Consider the following 17,910-nt stretch of genomic DNA (forward strand, 5'->3'; position numbering starts at 1 on the left):
GCGCCCCGCATCCGGCGCTCCAGCGGCCTGCCGCGCAGCCGTTGTCGGCGGTCGCGCAGCTCGGGCGCGCGCTGTTCCACGATCCGTCGCTGTCGGCGTCGGGCAAGCAGTCTTGCGCGTCGTGTCACAACCCCGATCACGCGTACGGCCCGCCGAACGCGCTCGACGTGCAGCCGGGCGGCCTCGCGATGACGCAGCAGGGCTATCGTCCGCCGCCGTCGCTGATGTACCTGTACCGTCAGCCGAATTTCAGCATCGGCCCCGATGCCGGCGAGAACGACGCCGCGCCGAGCGTCGCGCAGCAGGCCGCGGCGGCGGCCGGCGTCGTCAAGGCGCAGAAGGTGGCCGGCACGTCGGCGGCGCCGCAGCTCGTGCCGCAGGGCGGGATGTTCTGGGACGGCCGCGCCGATACGCTGCAGCAACAGGCGTTCGGGCCGCTGCTGAATCCGGTCGAGATGGCGAACGCGAGCATCGACGACGTCGCGCGCAAGCTCGCGCAGTCGTCGCATCGCGCGCAGTTCGAGCAACTGTTCGGCGCGCGCGTGTTCTCCACGCCGCAGCTCGCGGTATCGGAAGCGATGTTCGCGATCGCGCGCTACCAGGTCGAGGATCCGTCGTTCCATCCGTACGACAGCAAGTACGACCGCTGGCTCGAAGGCCGCGCGCGCCTCACGCAGGCCGAGTTGCGCGGCCTGCGCCTGTTCAACGATCCGGACAAGGCCAATTGCGCGGGCTGCCATCTGTCGAAGCCCGGCAAGGACGGCTTGCCGCCGATGTTTACCGACTACCAGTACGAGGCGCTCGGCGCACCGCGCAACCGCGCGCTCGCGCAGAACCGCAACCCGGCGTTCCACGATCTCGGCGTGTGCGGGCCGTTCCGCGACGACCTGAAGGACCAGACGCAGTACTGCGGGATGTTCCTGACGCCGACGCTGCGCAACGCGGCGACGCGCCACGTGTTCTTCCACAACGGCGTATTCCATACGCTCGACCAGGTGATGGCGTTCTACAACGAGCGCAGCCTCTCGCCGCAGAAGTTCTATCCGCGCGGGCCGGACGGCAAGATCGACGAATACGACGACATCCCGCCGAAATATCGCGCGAACGTCGACGTGACCGACGCGCCGTTCGATCGCAAGCCCGGCGACAAGCCCGCGATGACGGCGCAGGACATCAAGGACATCGAAGCGTTTCTCGGCACGCTGACGGACCCGCCGCCGCAGCGCTGAACGCCGGCCGAGCGCAGCGCCGCGTCAGCAGCGCGCGCGAATGCAGACAAACGCCGGCGCGAGCGACAGCTCCGCATGAAGCCGTTCCGACACGGCTTTCATCTCCGGCAGCGGCTTCGGTTCGACGAAGCGGTCGAGCCGCCAGCCGCCGTCGGCGACCGCGTTCAGGATGTCGGCGAGCGGCCGCCGCCATGCCTCGACGTACGGCCGCGGCTCGCCGAACCCCGACCAGTGAAAACCGAAGCGCGAGGTATCGAAGTACGTACCGTCTCCACGCGTGCGTTCGTCCAACCAGTCGCGCATCGGATGCGCCATCGAGAACACGAGCGTTGCGCCGGGGCGCGCGACGCGCCGGAATTCCCGCAGCGTCGGTGCGAGGTCGCGCACGTAGTCGAGCGCGAGCGAGCACAGCACCTTGTCGACCGACGCGTCGGGCAGCCACGCGAGCGGCGCCTCCAGATCGCCTTCCGTGACGTCGACCGCCAGCCCCGCGCAGCGCGTTCGCGCGAGCGCGACCATCTCCGGCGTCACGTCGAACGCATGCACGGTCGCGCCGCCCTGGGCGAGGTGCGCGCTGCAGATGCCGGGCCCGCAGCCGGCATCGAGCACCGTCAGGCCGTCGACGTCGCCGAGCAGCGCCAGGGTGGCCGGACGCTCGTAGAGCGCGTTGTGCGCCTTGGTTGGCGCGATGTCCGCATAGCGTTGCGCGAAGCTCGCGTAAGCGCGGCGGCCAGGCGATTGGTTCGGGTCATTCGGTTCGGTCATCCGGCATCCGTCGGTGGAAACTGGGCAGGCCGATTCTGCCCGATCGGACGACGGATGGCGACCTGGACGGCGACCTTGTCGCGCCTGCGTCACGACAGGCTGTCGAGCAACCGATACCAGGCGACCCCGGCCGCGATGTAGAAGCGCTGCAGCCCGTGCAACGGAATCGGCCGGATCGGCGTGACGCGCAACGGCAGCGGCAGTTGCGCATCGTCCGACAGATGCGCGGCCAGGTGCTTGCCGAGCGTCGTCGCCATCGCGATGCCGCGGCCGTTGTAGCCGAGCGCGATCGTCACGCCCGGCGCCGGCTCGTGCACGTGCGGCAGGAAATCCGCGGTGATCGCGACGCGCCCCGCCCAGCGGTATTCGAACCGGACACCCTTCAGTTGCGGATACAGCAGCGTCGTCGCGCGTTCGAGATGGCGCCAGTCGCTCGGCGCGCGCGGGTCGGCGAACGGGCCGCGGCCGCCCATCAGCAGGCGCCCGGCCGCGTCGCGGCGGAAGTACAGCAGCAGGCGCCGCGCATCCGATGCGACCTCGCCGCCGGCGAGGATGTCGCGGCCAAGCGCCGGCGCGAGCGGTTCCGTCGCGACGATGAAACTGTTCGCGGCGATCACCGACTGACGCAAGCCTGGCCACAGCCCGTCCGTGTAGCCGTTGGTCGCGATCACGACGCGCTCGGCCGACAGCGTCGCGCCGCCGGACGTCGCGATCCGCCAGCGGCCGTCGGCCCGCGTCAGCCCGACGGCGCGGGTCGCCCCGTGCACGACGGCTCCGCTCGCCTGCGCCGCGCGCACGAGGCCGCGCGTATAGCTGAGCGGCTGCACGCTGCCCGCGCGGCGATCGATCCAGCCGCCCGCATACGCTGGCGTGCCGAGCCGCCGCGCGATGTCGTCGCGGCCGAGCACGTCGACCGGCGCGCCGCGCGCGGCCCATTGCTGCGCGCGGCGCGCGACCGTATCGAGCATCGCGGCGGTCGGCGCCGGCTGGATCCAGCCTTCGCGACGCGCATCGCAGTCGATCGCGTGCCGCGCGATCAGGTCGAACACCGTGTCGGCCGCGCCGCCGACGATGCCGGCAAGCTGCTCGCCGGCCGCGTCGCCGAACCGGCGCACCAGTTCGTCGGGGTCGTATTTCAGCCCGGGAATCACCTGCCCGCCGTTGCGGCCCGACGCGCCCCACCCCGGCTGCGCGCCGTCGATCACGCGGACGTTCACGCCGCGTTCGGCCAGATGAAGTGCGGTCGACAGGCCGGTGAAGCCGGCGCCGACGATCGCCACGTCGCACGACGCGGACGCGTCGAGCGCGGGCGTATCGGGCGCAGGCGCGGCGGTCGCCGCCCACAGCGAATCCGGCCACCGCGAGCCGGGCCATCCGGGTGCCGCGTTCGTTGCGCTCATGTTCGATCCGGGTGGTCGGCGCCGTCCGACGCCAGCAGGCGACGCAGGAATTCCTGCGTGCGGGGATGGGTCGGTTGCGTCAGCACGTCGCGCGCCGGCCCGCTCTCGCAGATGGTGCCGTCGTGCAGGAAGCACACGCGATCGGCTACCTCGCGGGCGAACGCCATTTCATGCGTGACGACCACCATCGTCATTCCGTCGCGGGCGAGCCCGCGCATCACGCCGAGCACTTCGCCGACGAGCTCGGGGTCGAGCGCCGACGTCGGCTCGTCGAACAGGATCGCCTGCGGTTCCATCGCGAGCGCGCGCGCGATCGCGACGCGCTGCTGCTGCCCGCCCGACAGCTCCGACGGATATGCATCCATCCGGTGCGCGAGCCCGACCTTGTCGAGCAGTGCGCGGGCCTGCTCACGCGCCTGCGCGGCCGGCATGCGCCGCACGTGCACGGGCCCTTCCATCACGTTCTCGAGCGCCGTGCGGTGTGCGAACAGGTTGAAGCGCTGGAACACCATGCCGACCCGCATTCGCAATTCGTGGATCCGCTTCGAATGCGCGTCGACCTTCACGCCGTCGATCGTGATCGACCCTTCGTCGTAGGTCTCGAAGCCGTTGATACAGCGCAGCACGGTCGACTTGCCGGAACCCGACGGCCCGATCAGGCACACGACCTCACCCTGCCGCACGTCGAGGCTCACGCCCTTCAGCACCGCGTGCTGCTGAAACCGCTTGTGTATCGAATCGATCCGGATCATGCGCCTCTCCTCAGTGCGAGCCGCTTGCCGAGCCGGTTCACGCCGAACATCAGCGGCAGGCCGAGCGCGAGATACAGCAGCGCGACGAGCGTGTAGACGCTCATGTTCTGGAACGTCGACGACGCGATCAGCTGGCCGGCGCGCGTGATCTCGGCGACCGTGATCGTCGACGCGACCGACGAATCCTTCAGCAGCATCACCAGCGTGTTGCCGTACGGCGGCAGCGCGATGCGGAACGCCTGCGGCAGCACCACGCGCCGCATGATCATCGGGCCGCGCATGCCGATCGCGTGCGCGGCCTCGATCTGGCCGCGATCGATCGCCTCGATGCCGGCGCGGAAATTCTCGGCCTGATACGCCGAATACGCGATGCCGAGGCCGAGCACGCCGGCCTGGAACGCCGACAGTTGCACGCCGAGATCGGGCAGCACGAAGTACATGTAGAACAGTTGCACGATGATCGGCAGCCCGCGGATCACGTTGATGATCGTGCTGCCGGCCGTCGATACGGCCCGATTGCGCGACACCTTCAGCAATGCGAGGATCAGCCCGAGCACCGAGCTGAGCACGAACGCGCATGCGGTGATCTCGATCGTGACCACCGCGCCCTTCAGCAGGATCGGCAGGAAATCGATCGCGTTCTGGAAAAACATGAGGTCTCCTATGCGACGCCCGGACGGCGCGCCGCCGTGGATGCCCGCGACGCGCGGGCGATACCGGTCGGAACTCGGGCGCGGACGCTCAGCTCATGTGCCACTTCTGCAGGATCTGCTGCAGCGTGCCGTCGCTCTTCATCTTGCGGATCGCGCCGTTGAGCTGTTCGAGCATGGCGGTGTCGCCCTTGCGCACGATGAAGCACACCTGCCCCTTCACGACGCTCTGGTATTCGGGCACGAGCCGCACCTGGCGATTGACGCCGTGCTCGATCTGGTACGCGACGATCGGCTGGTCCGCGAAGCCGGCCTTGATGCGCCCGAGCGCGACGTCGCGCATGATGTCGGCGATCGAATCGTAGGTCCGGACTTCCTTGAAGATGCCCTTCTTGTTGAGCGCGTCGACGAAGGCCGTGCCGACCTGCGCGCCGACCGCCTGCCCCTTGAAATCGTCCATCGACGTGTAGCGGCCCGGGTCATCGGCCTTCACGATCAGGCCTTCGCCGAACGAGTAGACGGTGTCGGAGAAATCGACGACCTGCTGGCGTGCCGGCGTCTTCAGCATCGCGGCCGAGATGATGTCGATCTTCTGCGTGGTGAGCGACGGGATCAGCGCGGAGAACACGGTCTGCTGCACGTCGACGCGAAACCCGGCCGACTTCCCGGCCGCGGTGATCGCATCGACCATCATCCCCTGGATCGAATTGCTCTTCACGTCGAGAAACGTGAACGGCACGCCGGTGGCCGTCGCGCCGACCTTCAGCGTGGGCTCGGCGGCAACGGCGCTCGCCGAAGCCGTGGAGAGTGCGATACAGGTGGCGAAACCGGCGGCCAGTGCGCCGAACCGCTTGATGAACGGAACCATGGTGACTCCTTCTCGAATAATCCGATGCGCCGGCCGGTCGCTGATCGACACTGCGACGATGACCCGATCTTAGAACGAATCAAAAATATCGCAAACAGATTTTTGCGTATCGATATTCGATACGATATGATGCGATATCGAATCGATCGCGCCCCTCGCCATGGATATCTTGCCCGACCAATCAAACGATCTGCTGTTCAACCAGTCGCTCGAGAAAGGGCTGAACGTGCTGCGCGCGTTCAGCGCGAAACGGCGCACGATGACGCTGGCGGAAGTGGCCGACGCGGCCGGGATGACGAAAAGCTCCGCGCAGCGAATGGTCTACACGCTCGAGAAGCTCGGCTACATCCGCAAGCATCCGGTCACGCGCCGCTACCAGCTCACGCCGCACGTGATGCGGATCGGCTTCAACTATCTCGCGGCCGACACGTTGATCGACGTCGCGAATCCGTTCCTGTCCGAGCTCACGAACCTGACCGGCGAAACCACCAACCTCACCGAGCCGGACGAGGATGAAATGGTGTACGTCGCGCGTTTCGTGTCCACCAAGTTCGTACCGATCCACATGCCGATCGGCAGCCGTATCCCGATGTATTGCACGGGCTCCGGCCGTGCGTTCCTGAGCGCGTTGCCGCCGGACGACGCACGCGCGCGGCTCGACGGCATGGTGCGCACGCCGCATACGCCGCGCACGGTCACGGCGCTCGACGAGCTCGTCGCATTGCTCGATGGCGCGCGGCGCGAAGGCTACGCGACCAACCAGGAAGAACTGTTCATCGGCGACATGTCGATCGCGGCGCCGGTGCTCGGCAGTCAGGGACAGCCGGTCGCGGCCGTGCACGTGGTCGCGCCGACGAGCCGCTGGACGTTCGACGACGCGCGCCGCAAGCTCGCGCCGGCGGTGATCGACTGCGCGCGCGGCATCAGCAATTCGATCCGCACGCTTGAATAGCGCCGGGGAAATGACGCGCGGCGCGCGGCTGCATTGCGCAGCGGCGTTTGATCGCTACCGCGGCTTTGGGGAATGCTCGGCCCGGTAGGTACCGTTCGGGCGCAATACGACCTTCTTCGCCGCAGCGTCCAGTTCCTTGCCGTGATACAGATCGAGGCACTTCAGGAAGTCGAACTTCACATCCCGGACTTCGGATTCGACAATCGGATTCCGATAGTCGCGCGCCAGATAGTTCGCGACCAGCGCGTGAATCACGTCCGGCGCACGTTCCATGTCGTAGTAGGTCCAGTCGCGCAACGCGCTGGCGCTGCTGCCGATGTCCGTGCTCGCGCCGGGCTCGTGCTTGTAAGCGGTAGCCAGGCACTCCGCGAGCACCATGTCCTTGAAGTTCTGGAGGTAAGTCCGTGAGCCGGCTTCGGGCGACGGCTGTGCGGCGTCCTTCGCCACGACCATCGCCGGTTGAAACGCGATGCACGCGAATGCGACAGCGATCCGGACTTCCCTCATGACAAGCTCCAAAAGTTTGCGCGATCGGTACGATACCGCGCGCCCGGCTCGTTGAAGTAGCAATGGTCGTAACATGTGCGCCCGTTGAATAGCGTGGCTCGGCTCCATGCCATCCCGATCGATGTTGCGCAACGCGGGACCCGTGCCGCGAGAACCGGATCGAACCTTGACGTGGAAAAGTATTGCCGACTGTCGCGGCCCTGAATGGAAGGGTCTCGACAAGAAAGAGCGACTGGATACGCATCGGTCTGCGAGCCTGTTCGCCCACCCGCCTCCTCGTTTTCCCCGATCCCGTTCGACTTGACTCGGCTCCCCCGATCGTCAAGACTTCACCCATCGCCAGTGTGATCACAGATCGCAGATCAAACCCAGGAGAACCCCGCCTTGCCGCCTCGTATCGTCCCGCCCGCCCTGAAAGCCATCGAACAGGAAACGATGGGAGACAAGGTCTACCAGCAACTGCGCGAAGCGCTGATGAGCGGCCGCTTCGCGCCTGGCCAGGCGCTGAGCCTGCGCAGTGTCGCCGAGGCGGTCGGCTCGTCGACGATGCCCGTGCGTGCCGCGCTCACGCGGCTGCGCGCCGAACGCGCGCTGGTCGACGGCCCGAATCGGGCGCTCGTCGTCCCGCCGATGACGCTCGACATGCTCGACGAACTGCGCGACGTGCGCATCGCGCTCGAAGGCTGCATCGCCGAGCGCGCGTGCGCCCGAATGACCGATGCGCAGATCGCGGCCGTGCGCAAGACCTGCGAAACGATGCAGGCACACGCCGAGGCCGGCCGCTCGCGCGCCTACCTGCAAAGTAATTTCGCGTTCCACAGCGCGATCTACGCGCACGGCGCGAGCGAAAACACGCTCGCGATCGTCGAGAACCTGTGGATGCGCGTCGGCCCGTTCCTCAACATGGTCGCGCTCGACATCCCGCACATGCGGCGCTCGATGGATGCGCACCGCGCGATCGTCGATGCGCTCGAACGGCGCGACGGCGCGGGCGTGCGGGCCGGCATCGCGCTCGACATCGGCGGCGCCGCGCACGATCTCGCCGAGACGCTGCGGGCCGAACAGACACCGCGGACCGTGAACGCGAAACCGTAGCGACCGCTTGCCACGGCCGCCCGCCGCACGAGCGGCCGCCATCCCACTACACCAACGATGGAGACGACCCGGCATGACAGCTTCCGAACTACTGAAACCCTATGACGGCCTGCGCGTCCTCGTGACGGGCGGCGCGTCGGGCATCGGCCTCGAAATCGCCGACGCGTTCGCCGAATGCGGCGCGCGCGTGCACGTGTGCGACGCGTCGCAAGCCGCGATCGCGGCGCTCGCCGACCGGCCGCCGCGCGCCGCGGCCCGTGCGATCGGTGCGACGCTCGCCGACGTATCCGACCCGGCCGCCGTCGAGCGCGTGTTCGCCGACGTGTCGACCACGCTTGGCGGCCTCGACGTGCTGGTCAACAACGCGGGCATCGCCGGCCCGACCGGCGGCATCGACGAAATCGACCCCGTGCAGTGGGAGCAGACCGTCGCGATCAACCTGAACGCGCAATTCCAGTTCGCCCGCCGCGCGGTGCCGCTGCTGCGCGAGTCGAAACACGGCGGCGCGATCATCGCGCTGTCGTCGGTCGCCGGCCGGCTCGGCTATGCGTTCCGCACGCCGTACGCGGCCACCAAATGGGCGGTGGTCGGCCTCGTGAAGAGCCTCGCGATCGAGCTCGGGCCGCTCGGCATCCGCGTGAACGCGATCCAGCCCGGCATCGTGCGCGGCCCGCGAATGCGCCGCGTGATCGAGGCGCGCGCGCAGCAGCTCGGCATCGGCTACGACGAAATGGAAAAGCGCTATCTCGAGAAGATCTCGCTGCGGCGCATGACCGATCCGGCCGAAATCGCCGCGACCGCGCTGTTCCTGTGCTCGCCGGGCGGGCACGGGATCACGGGCCAGGCGATCTCCGTCTGCGGCAACGTCGAAGTGCTCTGAGCCCTCCTGCATCGTTCATCGAAAGGAATCCATCCGTGGCAAACGCTCGCAAAGTCATCATCACCTGTGCGCCGACCGGCGCGATCCATACGCCGTCGATGTCGCCGTACCTGCCCGTGACGCCGCACGAAATCGAAACGGCCGCGGTCGCGGCCGCGCAGGCCGGCGCGGCGATCCTGCACCTGCACGCACGCAACCCGTCCGACGGCAAGCCGACGCAGGATCCAGCCGTGTTCGCCGAATTCCTGCCGCGCATCAAGGCGCAGACCGACGCGGTGATCAACCTCACGTCGGGCGGCAGCCCGCACATGACGGTCGACGAACGATTGCAACCCGCACTGCACTTCCAGCCCGAGATCGCGTCGCTGAACATGGGCTCGATGAACTTCGGGCTGTACCCGATGCTCGAGCGCTTTCGCGAGCTGAAGCATCCGTGGGAGCGCGAGCATCTCGAGAAAAGCCGCGATCTCGTGTTCAAGAACACGTTCGCGGACATCGAGACGATCCTCACGCGCTGCGGCGCGAACGGCACGCGGTTCGAATTCGAGTGCTACGACATCTCGCACCTGTACAACCTCGCTCATTTCGTCGATCGCGGGCTCGCGAAGCCGCCGTTCTTCGTGCAAAGCGTGTTCGGGCTGCTCGGCGGGATCGGCGCGCATCCGGAGGATTTGATGCACATGCGCCGCACGGCCGACCGCCTGTTCGGCGCCGATTACGTGTGGTCGATCCTCGGCGCCGGGCGCAACCAGATTCCGCTCGCGACGATCGGCGCCGCGCAGGGCGCGAACGTACGCGTCGGGCTCGAGGATTCGCTGTGGATCGCGCCCGGCAAGCTCGCGGAATCGAGCGCCGCCCAGGTCCTGAAAATGCGCCAGGTGCTCGAAGGCCTGTCGCTCGAGATCGCGACGCCGGCCGAGGCGCGCGCGATGCTCGCGCTCAAGGGCGGCGACGCGGTGAATTTCTGAGCGCCGGGCCATCCCCCAACAGCAGCATCCGCAAGCGCAGTGACAAGGCGCCCTTGATCGCCCCGCTCCATTCGAGCGCCGCCGGCGCGGCTCCGTCGTCTGCCCATCCGCTGCGACCGCAGCGGCATTTGCCGAACGCGGCGCGCCGTGCTTGCCGTGCGCGCCGGTTCGCCCTTACCGGAGTCGTCCGCATGTCCACTCATCACGCCCAGGCCTTGCCTTCCGCCGCCGGCGACGCGCACGCGTCGCTGAACCGGCTGCTGTTCCGCAAACTCATGCCGCTGCTGATCGCCGCGTACGTGATCAGCTTTCTCGACCGCACCAACATCGCGTTCGCCAAACATTCGATGGGGGTCGATCTCGGCATTTCGTCGGCCGCGTACGGGCTCGGCGCGGGGCTGTTCTTCCTGACCTACGCGCTTTTCGAGATCCCGAGCAACCTGATCATGCATCGCGTCGGCGCGCGCTTCTGGATCACGCGGATCATGATCACGTGGGGCGCGCTGTCGGTCGCGATGGCGTTCGTCCGCGGCGAGACGTCGTTCTACGTGATGCGCCTGCTGCTCGGTGTGGCCGAAGCCGGCCTGTTTCCGGGCGTGATGCTGTATCTGACGTACTGGTTCGGCCGCGAGGAGCGTGCGCGCGCGACCGGTTACTTCCTGCTCGGCGTGTGCATCGCCAACATCGTCGGCGGGCCGCTCGCCGGTGCGCTGATCGAGCTCGACGGCACGTTCGGCTTCCACGGCTGGCAATGGCTGTTCGTCGTCGAAGGCATTCCGGCGATCCTGCTCGCATTCGTCGTGTGGGCACGGTTGCCCGACCGTCCGAGCGCCGCGCCGTGGCTCGCGCCGGAAACCGGCCGCGCGCTCGAGCGGAAGCTCGCGGCCGAACAGGACGCGGGCGTCGCCGCGCACGGCAGCCATGCATTCGGCGCCGCGCTGCGTGATCCGCAGATCTGGCTCGCGATCTTCGTGTACTTCTGCCACCAGTTGACCATCTACACGGTGATCTTCTTCCTGCCGGGCATCATCGGCGCGTCGGGACGTCTTTCGCCGGTGGCGGTCGGGTTGCTGACGTCGTTGCCCTGGCTCGCCGCCGCGCTCGGGGCCGGGACGCTGCCGCGCTTCGCACGCGAATCGCGTCATTCGCGGCGGATGCTGTGCGCGGGGCTCGTCGTGATGGCGGCCGGGATGGTCGGCGCCGCGCATGCGTCTCCGGTGGCGGGGCTGCTCTGCGTGTGCGTGGCCGCGTCGATGTTCTTCGTCGTGCAGTCGATCGTGTTCACGTTTCCGGCGTCGCGCCTCGCGGGCAGCGCACTGGCCGGCGGGCTCGGGCTTGTGAATACGTGCGGGTTGCTCGGCGGCTTCGTCGGGCCGACCGTCGTCGGCGCGATCGAACAGGCGACCGGCAACGCGAAGAACGGGCTGACGCTGCTGGCAGCCGCGCTCGTCGTCGCGGCGGTCGCGAGCCTCGCGTTGCGTCATGGGCACGAGCGCGCCGACGCGCGGTCGCGCGGCTGACAGGCAGGCTGGAATCAAGCTGGCGGGAGGTGGGCTCAGCCCCGCCCGCCTCTCGCCTCACGTCGTCAGAACAGATACATCGCCCCGACGAACACGACGCCCGAGAACAGCATCGTCGTCACGCAATACCCCATGATGTCGCGCATGCCGAGCCCCTAGTGCAGCAGCGCAACGTTCTCGTCGATTCGGCGCTGGATGTCCATGAGGGTGTCTTCGGTGATGATCCCCTCGTAGCGGCACTTCGCAATGGTCGAAAACTTGCTGGCCACGCCGCACATTCCGTCGATCATGTCGCCGGCAGCGGCTGCGGGAAGCTCCGCTTCCTTTGCCAGTCCGAGCAATGCGGCTCGGTCGATCCGCAGCGCCTCGCCCATGACGTCCATTTGGTGGTAACCGCCCGGCCCCTCGCAGAATGTCACGTCGTAGGCCGGCGCGAGCTTCCACTCGCCGGATCGCGACATGACGTACGCGAAGTTCTTCGGATGATCGTCGCGATTGTTGAATGCGACATTGAAGACAGCCCGTTCAAACGCCCGCGCCTTCTCGCGTACGTCGTTGGTGCACATGTGAGTGGCGCGCAAGAAATTCACGTAATCCAGCGCACCCGGCGTTTTGTAATCGGCGCCGGTGAACGCGGCAACGCTTTGCATGGGCACGCGCAGACCGTCCAGTCGATCGAAACGCCGGGACGCAAATGCCGCCATCCCGTCAGGCAAATTGAAATGCAGCGTGTCCGGGGTCTCGATGCCGCACATGCGCAAGCACTCGGCGTAGACCATTTCGATCGCACACACCTCGGGATGCTCTTGCCGAGCCGGGAACTTGACCAACCACGCTTCAAAGCCCGCCACCGCGGCCGTGGTAAATACGCCGGACCGCGGATCACGATAGACCAGGGCCTTTGGCCTGGCGCCTTGCGGAGAGCCACCGACCTGCAGCAATTGATGAAGGAATTCGCCACCCTCGCCATCGAGAACTTCCTGTACCTCGGCCGCAAGCCGAGCGAGGGGGATATCCTGCCGCGGCGCCAGGATCTCGGGCGCGACAGGCTCGAACGACAGGGCGCCCATTGCATGGTTGCCAATGTAAGCCAATCGCTCCAGCGACCCGATACGTGCGGCGTTGAGACCGCGGCGTTTGAACAAGCGGTCCATCAGCAACATGCCCCATCCATCGGGCAACGCGTCATAGACCGGTCCGGGCAATCCAAGCTGGTGGGCCGGAAAGTCCTTGCGCAGCCTCGCCCCATGCAATGGGAGCGCATAAGACGACAGTTCCAGCCCCCTCTTGCGCGCGTCGTCGCTATATTCGAATACGACCAACGGGCGCCCCGTGATCGCGGTCGTGGAAACCATCGATCCCCACAGCCAGTGTTCCCCCCAGCCGTCGTAGTAGACATCGATCCGCTCGATCATTTCTGGTTACCCCTCTTGACGCGCCGGCGTTTGGCACTTTTTTCATACCGGTGAACGTCTTCCAGGCTATCGAGCTTCGGCAGGAAAAGTCCCTCGAGTTCCTTGCTTCGTCCCAGAACCATCGCTACACGGATTACCGTCTCGAGGCTCACATTGCGGCCAGCTTCGAGATTGGACACGGTATTGGCTCCGACGCCGGCACGCGCGGCTACGTCGCTCTGCGTCAGTTGCAACGCGAGCCGCTCCGTGCGAAGCCGCGCACAAAGGAGGGTGACGATTTCGTCGGGCTTGCGGAAACTTAATTCCAACATAGTGGATCTTAGAATGCTTTATCTCTGATAACTCACAATATTATAGAGTTATGAGCGAGATACGCTCAAGAAATATAATCCCCGATTGTTGGGTCTTACCGCGAGATGTTCGGTTCTAATCCACTTCAAAAGGGAATTACGCGCGCGCCCCATGCCCTTCCAGTATCCACGCGACGCCCGCCGAACACGCCAAGTCGTGGTGCGGTTCGTCGCGCTCGCCAGTACCTTGGATGTGGCCGGCCGTGAGCCCGGCTAGCGGGCAACCGCCTCCAGCGTGCTGACAGCTGCGATCGCCCGCGCACGCCCCTCCGCCACCCGCTGCGCGAACCGGTACGCCACGAGCGAACCGGCCACGGCGAGCAACATCGGCACGAGGCAGTCGTGATTCGCGCGCGTGAATTCGAGCATCAGCACGACGGCCGTGATCGGCATCTGCATCGACGCGGCGAGAAACGCGGTCGCGCCGATCAGCGCGCATCCGCCGAGCGATGCGCCCGGCCATACGGCGCTCCACAGCCCGCCGAGCACGACGCCGAGCAGCGCGCCGTTCGCGAGACCCGGCGTCAGCAGCCCGCCTTCCGCGCCGGCCCGCAGGCTGCCGGCTTCGATCAGCACCTTCAGCACCAGCAACGCCGCAGCAAGACCGGTCGTCAGCGTGCCGTCGAAGCCCAGCGACGCCGGGCCCTTGCCGTTGCCGAGCAGTTGCGGAAACCCGATCGCGAGCAAGCCGATCACCGCGAAGTTGAGCAGCGCGAACGCCGGCAGCCGCCAGTCCTTCGGCGCGTTCGCGCGCGCCGCGGTCGTGAGCCGCACGAAACCGTATGCGGCGAAGCCGAACAGCGGCCCGCAGACGATCGACCATGCGACGAGCGGCGTGCTCAGCACGAACGCCGGCACCGTGTACTGGTGCTCGTTGCCGAGGCCGATCCACGCGACGATCGCCGCGATCGCGGACGTCACGACCGCCACGATCAGCGCACGCAGCTCGAACGTACCGAGCAGCACCTCGAGCACGAAGATCGCGCCGCCGAGCGGCACGTTGTAGACGGCCGCGAGCCCCGCGCCGGCGCCGCACGCGACCATCAGCCGGCAATCGTCGGGCGTGAGTCCCGCCGCATGGGCAAACCGCCCGGCGAGCAGCGAACCGATCTCGCGCGGCGCGACTTCGCGGCCGAGCGGCGAGCCGAGCGCGACGGTGACGATCTGCAGCAGCGCGTGAACCGTCGTGCTGACGAACGGCATGCGCGGATCGGCCGCGCGCACCGCGCGCCGGATGCTGACGAGCGGCCGGCCGTACCGGTAAAGCGCCCACCAGCCGCCGCCGGCGACGATCCCGCAGCCGACCAGCACCGCGAGCCGGCGCAGCGGATCAGCCGCGGTCACGCCAGCGAGGAAGCTCTCGGACCCGATCACGTGCGCGATGCTGTAGCCGTACGCGACGTGCTGGATCGCATGCAGCAGCAGCGCGAGCAGCATGCCGCCGAGCCCCGCGCCGATGCCGGTCAGGACCGTGACGACGGTCACGCGCGCCAACGGGCTGGCGGGCGGCGAAGAAGAAGCGGGAGCGGATGGAAGGTCGAGGCGCATGGGGTCGGCGAACGAGGATCGAAAGGACGGCGCGCAATACGCGCACCATCGTCAGAACCGCATCGTAGGCGTGCGCCCATCATGAGACAAACGTATTTTTTTGATCAACTCATGCATTTTCCGACTATTCGAAGCATGACGGGCCGTGGCGGCCCGTCCTGCTTCGTCAATCCGGATACGTGATGCGCTCCGGCTCGCGACGCATGATGACCTTGCCGTCGCGCATCGACAGCGTGGCCTTCGCCTGCCGGCGCACGGCTTCGTAGTCGCTGTCCGCATCGAGCACGACGAGATTCGCCGGACGCCCGACCTCGATGCCGTACCGGTCGCCGAGATGCATCGCCGTCGCGCTGTGGTCGGTCACGAAGTCGAGGCAGCGCTGCAAGTCCTGATAGCCCATCATGTGGCAGATATGAAGGCCCGCATCGAGCACGCGCAGGATGTTGCCGTTGCCGAGCGGATACCACGGATCCTTGATCGAATCCTGCCCGAAGCACACGTTGATCCCGGCGCGATCGAGTTCCGCGACGCGCGTGACGCCGCGCCGCTTCGGAAACGTGTCGAAGCGCCCCTGCAGATGGATGCTCTCGGTCGGGCACGAGATGAAGTTCAACCCGGCCCGCTTCAGCAGCCGGAACAGCTTCGAGCAGTACGCGTTGTCGTACGAACCCATCGCGGTCGTGTGGCTCGCGGTGACGCGCGCGCCCATGCCGCGCACGCGCGCTTCCTCCGCGAGCACTTCGAGAAAGCGCGATTGCGGATCGTCGGTCTCGTCGCAGTGCACGTCGACGAGGCAGCCCGTGCGTTCCGCGAGATCCATCAGGAAGCGGATCGAGCTGACGCCCTGCTCCCGCGTGTTCTCGAAATGCGGAATGCCGCCGACGACGTCCGCGCCGAGCTCGATCGCCTGCTCCATCAGCGCGCGGCCGCCGTCGAACGATTCGATGCCTTCCTGCGGGAACGCGACGATCTGCAGGTCGATCACCGCGCGCGCCTCGTCCTTCACTTCGAGCATCGCCTTCAGCGCGGCGAGCGTCGGATCGGTCACGTCGACGTGCGTGCGCACGTGCTGGATCCCGTGGTCGCGCAGCATGCCGATCGCCGCATGCGCGCGCGCCTTCGTGTCGTCGTGCGTGATCGTCGCCTTGCGCTCGGCCCAGCGCTCGATGCCCTCGAACAGCGTGCCGCTCATGTTCCACGCGGGCTCGCCGGCCGTCAGCACGGCATCGAGGTGGATATGCGGCTCGACGAGCGGCGCAATCGCGAGACGGCCGCCGCCATCGATATGGTCGGGATTCGTCGACGCGATCGGTGCGGCTTGCGCGTCGATGCGCGCGATCGTGCCGGCGTCGATGCCGATCGTGAACAGGCCGTCGCGGCCACGCAGGCGTACGTTGAACAGGTTCATGGGGGAGGCCTCTTGTCGTATGCATGAACACGGCCGCGCGATCTGCGTCGGCGTCCGTGCGGTCCGGACGACCAGTATGGAGGAAAAGCGGCGACGCGCGTACGTGCCGTGCATGTTGCATCGGCACGACAGCCGGGCCGCGCCGGACGGAAGCCGCTCGCCGGTCGTCACGCAAGAACCGCCTGCCCGGCGCACGCCACACGTCGTGTCGGTTTTGTGAACGACTCTTGCCGGATCTGGAACGGTGCGCTCGCGGCCGCCACGCCCTTGCGCACGCCGCGCATTCCTATACTTGCGCCGAACTTTCGTTTCCAGTCCCACACGCAGGAGCTTCACGATGAAAAAAACCCTGATCGCCGGCGCGGGCGCCGCCGCCCTGTTCGCGCCGCTCGCCCACGCGCAAGGCTCGGTCACGCTGTACGGCCTGATCGACGCCGGCATCGCCTATACCAACAACGCAAACGGCGCGTCGCAATGGCGCATGACGACTGGCACGATCAACGGCAGCCGCTTCGGCCTGCGCGGCACCGAGGATCTCGGCGGCGGCCTGAAGGCGCTGTTCGTGCTCGAAAACGGCTTCAACGCGAACAACGGCGGGCTCGGCCAGGATGGCAAGCTGTTCGGCCGTCACGCGTATGTCGGCCTCGGCCAGACCGGCTACGGCACGCTGACGCTCGGCCGCCAGTACGACACGATGGTCGACTTCGTCGCGCCGCTGTCCGCGACGGCCGGCGATTTCGGCGATACGGGCTTCGCGCATCCGTTCGACAACGACAACCTGAACCACTCGCTGCGCATCAACAACGCGGTCAAGTACACGAGCGACACGATCGCGGGCTTCAAGGTCGGTGCGCTGTACGCGTTCTCCAACTCGGCGAATTTCAGCGCCAACCGCGCGTACAGCGTGGCCGCGAGCTACACGAACGGCCCGCTCAAGCTGGCCGGCGCGTACCTGCAGATGAACGGCACGAAGGGCTCGACGAGCGCGAGCCCGGGCGCGCTCGATTCGGCCGAGGCGAAGAGCCTGAACCAGGGTGGCTGGTCGATCGGCTCGGACCGCATGCGCACCTACGGCGGCGGCGGCGGCTACGTGTTCGGCCCGGCGACGGTCGGCTTCGTCTACACGCGCTCGCAGTACGACAACACGGGCGCGTTCGGCTCCAGCGGCCAGATCGCGTTCAACAACTACGACGTGAACGTGCGCTATGCGGTCACGCCGGCCGTCAGCGTCGGCGCCGCCTATGTGTACACGGACGCCAGCGTGTCGAATCCCGACAGCAAGCACGGCACCGATCCGAAGTGGCATCAGGCCAACCTGCAGGCCGTGTACAAGCTGTCGCGCCGCACCGACCTGTACGCGGAAGCGATGTTCCAGCATGCGTCCGGCCGCGGATACCACGCGTTCATCAACACGTCGGGCGGCGCATCGAGCACGGCGAACCAGGTGGTCGGCACGATCGGCATGCGCACGCGGTTCTGACCGGCATCGCGTCACGTCGCCCGCCTGCGCTGCGCCCATGTTCGCTCACGGGCGCGATCGCCGCGGGCCACGCCGTCAATGTTGTTCTTTATGGAAGGCAGCCCTCCTGGAATCGGGGTGTTT

The 17,910-nt window shown here is 67.2% G+C and carries 17 protein-coding genes and 1 pseudogene; 7 read left to right on the forward strand and 11 right to left on the reverse strand.

All coding sequences use genetic code 11. The annotated features are described in order from the left end of the window. On the forward strand, positions 1-1,229 hold a 1,229-nt coding region (locus WS64_RS20395), incomplete at its 5' end, for a cytochrome-c peroxidase (protein ID WP_060967513.1). Between the two features lie 24 nt (positions 1,230-1,253). Here the strand turns inward: WS64_RS20395 and WS64_RS20400 are convergent. From WS64_RS20400 to WS64_RS20420, 5 genes are all read right to left on the reverse strand, one after another. Beyond that, complete coding sequence (locus WS64_RS20400; protein ID WP_060967514.1) at positions 1,254-1,994, reverse strand: class I SAM-dependent methyltransferase; 741 nt, start codon at positions 1,992-1,994, stop codon at positions 1,254-1,256. A gap of 89 nt (positions 1,995-2,083) precedes the next feature. Beyond that, complete coding sequence (locus WS64_RS20405) at positions 2,084-3,394, reverse strand: NAD(P)/FAD-dependent oxidoreductase (protein ID WP_060967515.1); 1,311 nt, start codon at positions 3,392-3,394, stop codon at positions 2,084-2,086. Further along, a complete protein-coding gene (locus WS64_RS20410; RefSeq protein WP_059639442.1) occupies positions 3,391-4,146 on the reverse strand; it encodes an amino acid ABC transporter ATP-binding protein in 756 nt (251 codons plus the stop codon). The genes WS64_RS20405 and WS64_RS20410 overlap by 4 nt, the downstream gene beginning before the upstream one ends. After that, positions 4,143-4,799, reverse strand: a complete 657-nt coding sequence (locus WS64_RS20415; RefSeq protein WP_059574444.1) for an amino acid ABC transporter permease — start codon at positions 4,797-4,799, stop codon at positions 4,143-4,145. The genes WS64_RS20410 and WS64_RS20415 overlap by 4 nt, the downstream gene beginning before the upstream one ends. An 88-nt stretch (positions 4,800-4,887) precedes the next feature. Beyond that, complete coding sequence (locus tag WS64_RS20420) at positions 4,888-5,664, reverse strand: ABC transporter substrate-binding protein (RefSeq protein ID WP_059574445.1); 777 nt, start codon at positions 5,662-5,664, stop codon at positions 4,888-4,890. Between the two features lie 160 nt (positions 5,665-5,824). On the opposite strand from WS64_RS20420, the gene WS64_RS20425 reads away from it, so the two are divergent. Beyond that, positions 5,825-6,616, forward strand: coding sequence for an IclR family transcriptional regulator (locus WS64_RS20425; RefSeq protein WP_060967516.1), 792 nt, complete (start codon positions 5,825-5,827; stop codon positions 6,614-6,616). Between the two features lie 54 nt (positions 6,617-6,670). On the opposite strand, the gene WS64_RS20430 is transcribed toward WS64_RS20425, so the two are convergent. Continuing rightward, complete coding sequence (locus tag WS64_RS20430; protein WP_059639441.1) at positions 6,671-7,123, reverse strand: type VI secretion system amidase immunity protein Tai4; 453 nt, start codon at positions 7,121-7,123, stop codon at positions 6,671-6,673. 384 nt (positions 7,124-7,507) lie between these two features. Between WS64_RS20430 and WS64_RS20435 the strand changes: the two genes are divergently transcribed. The 4 genes from WS64_RS20435 (at position 7,508) to WS64_RS20450 (ending at position 11,586) form a co-directional block, all read left to right on the forward strand. Beyond that, the gene (locus tag WS64_RS20435; protein ID WP_059574448.1) at positions 7,508-8,218 is read left to right on the forward strand and encodes a GntR family transcriptional regulator; all 711 of its coding nucleotides are present in this window, start codon (positions 7,508-7,510) and stop codon (positions 8,216-8,218) included. A gap of 73 nt (positions 8,219-8,291) precedes the next feature. Further along, positions 8,292-9,098 (forward strand): SDR family oxidoreductase, encoded by an 807-nt coding sequence (locus tag WS64_RS20440; RefSeq protein WP_060967517.1) that lies wholly within the window; start codon positions 8,292-8,294, stop codon positions 9,096-9,098. A 35-nt stretch (positions 9,099-9,133) separates the two neighbouring features. Next, positions 9,134-10,066 (forward strand): 3,5-dioxohexanoate:acetyl-CoA acetone transferase, encoded by a 933-nt coding sequence (locus WS64_RS20445; protein ID WP_060967518.1) that lies wholly within the window; start codon positions 9,134-9,136, stop codon positions 10,064-10,066. Positions 10,067-10,257: 191 nt separating this feature from the next. Beyond that, positions 10,258-11,586, forward strand: coding sequence for an MFS transporter (locus WS64_RS20450; RefSeq protein WP_060967519.1), 1,329 nt, complete (start codon positions 10,258-10,260; stop codon positions 11,584-11,586). A 65-nt stretch (positions 11,587-11,651) separates the two neighbouring features. Here the strand turns inward: WS64_RS20450 and WS64_RS34440 are convergent. From WS64_RS34440 to codA, 5 genes and pseudogenes are all read right to left on the reverse strand, one after another. After that, positions 11,652-11,741, reverse strand: a pseudogene (locus WS64_RS34440) (TIGR00366 family protein); the annotation flags it as partial. Then, positions 11,742-13,001 carry a type II toxin-antitoxin system HipA family toxin gene (locus WS64_RS20455; RefSeq protein ID WP_060967520.1) on the reverse strand — a complete coding sequence of 420 codons (1,260 nt, stop codon included), beginning with the start codon at positions 12,999-13,001 and terminating at the stop codon, positions 11,742-11,744. Continuing rightward, positions 12,998-13,312 carry a helix-turn-helix domain-containing protein gene (locus WS64_RS33190; RefSeq protein WP_081059134.1) on the reverse strand — a complete coding sequence of 105 codons (315 nt, stop codon included), beginning with the start codon at positions 13,310-13,312 and terminating at the stop codon, positions 12,998-13,000. The genes WS64_RS20455 and WS64_RS33190 overlap by 4 nt, the downstream gene beginning before the upstream one ends. 252 nt (positions 13,313-13,564) lie before the next feature. Further along, complete coding sequence (locus WS64_RS20465; protein WP_060967522.1) at positions 13,565-14,899, reverse strand: chloride channel protein; 1,335 nt, start codon at positions 14,897-14,899, stop codon at positions 13,565-13,567. Between the two features lie 166 nt (positions 14,900-15,065). Further along, positions 15,066-16,307 (reverse strand): cytosine deaminase, encoded by a 1,242-nt coding sequence (codA, locus tag WS64_RS20470; RefSeq protein WP_060967523.1) that lies wholly within the window; start codon positions 16,305-16,307, stop codon positions 15,066-15,068. Between the two features lie 337 nt (positions 16,308-16,644). On the opposite strand from codA, the gene WS64_RS20475 reads away from it, so the two are divergent. After that, a complete protein-coding gene (locus WS64_RS20475; protein ID WP_060967524.1) occupies positions 16,645-17,787 on the forward strand; it encodes a porin in 1,143 nt (380 codons plus the stop codon). Positions 17,788-17,910 lie beyond the last annotated feature (123 nt).

Source organism: Burkholderia anthina (assembly GCF_001547525.1).
Lineage (GTDB): Bacteria > Pseudomonadota > Gammaproteobacteria > Burkholderiales > Burkholderiaceae > Burkholderia > Burkholderia semiarida.